The 865-nt window shown below is 45.7% G+C and carries 2 protein-coding genes; one reads left to right on the top strand and one right to left on the bottom strand.

Features of this window, described 5'->3' with window-relative positions; all coding sequences use genetic code 11:
- Positions 1-113: 113 nt before the first annotated feature.
- Complete coding sequence (locus tag R8N49_RS25915) at positions 114-569, top strand: DoxX family protein (RefSeq protein WP_021822489.1); 456 nt, start codon at positions 114-116, stop codon at positions 567-569.
- Positions 570-598: 29 nt separating this feature from the next.
- Here R8N49_RS25915 and R8N49_RS25920 read toward each other — a convergent pair.
- The coding region (locus R8N49_RS25920) for a hypothetical protein (protein ID WP_318089879.1) at positions 599-865 on the bottom strand (267 nt) is incomplete at its 5' end.

An 865-nucleotide genomic window follows, 5' to 3' on the forward strand; every position in this document is an offset into this window, starting at 1 on the left:
ACAAAAGCAATGTTTGAGCGATATCCCCGAGCCGTTGCTCGCTCATCTTAATCACATCATGACGCTTGACCTGATTGAAGGTTTTACGCTGCAAACCGCGTAAGGAGGATACGATGACAGATTCTGTTAAAAGCCTGATTAGCCGCTACGACGAATACACCAACAGCTTACAAACTCACGCAATGCCGTTGTTGCTGCTGTTTTGCCGTTTATGGGTCGCTTGGGTGTTTTTTAATTCTGGCCTTATCAAAATTGCCTCATGGGATAGCACCTTGTACTTGTTCGAATTTGAGTATCAAGTTCCGTTGCTACCTTGGGAATTTGCCGCCTATTCAGGCACATTCGCAGAGTTAGTTCTTCCGGTCTTTTTAGCGCTTGGATTATTTACTCGCCCTATGGCTGCCATGTTATTTGTATTCAACATTATCGCAGTCCTGTCCTACCCGCTACTGTGGGAGAAAGGTTTCCATGACCACCAACTCTGGGGGTTAATGATTTTGATTGTGATGCTGTGGGGAGGCGGTCCGTTTTCGCTCGACCGATTGCTAAAAGACAAATTCGTCAGATAGAAAAATCCCCGCGATTGCGGGGATTTCTTTTATTGCTTGTTTAGGTAAGCCAGCAGTTCATCCGCTGAGATACCTTGTTGTGCGAGGTCTTTTGCTAATAGCTCAACTTGCTCGCCCTTGCGTGACTCAATCACTTGTTGAAATTGGTACACAATGTCACGCAAGATTGGTAGAGGTACTTGTTTTGCCGCACTACGAATGCGCTCGGAGCTTTGATTGCCCAGCTCATTAAGCAACTTGCCAAACATCACCTTTTCTGGTGAATCTTCCATTTGCTCTAGAATACGAGCCATTTC

It is taken from the genome of Vibrio sp. 1978, assembly GCF_033344345.1.

What these genes read in the sequence shown, in the direction of transcription:
- R8N49_RS25915 (WP_021822489.1), top strand. Translation starts at nt 114, where the DNA reads ATGACAGATTCTGTTAAAAGCCTGATTAGCCGCTACGACGAATACACC.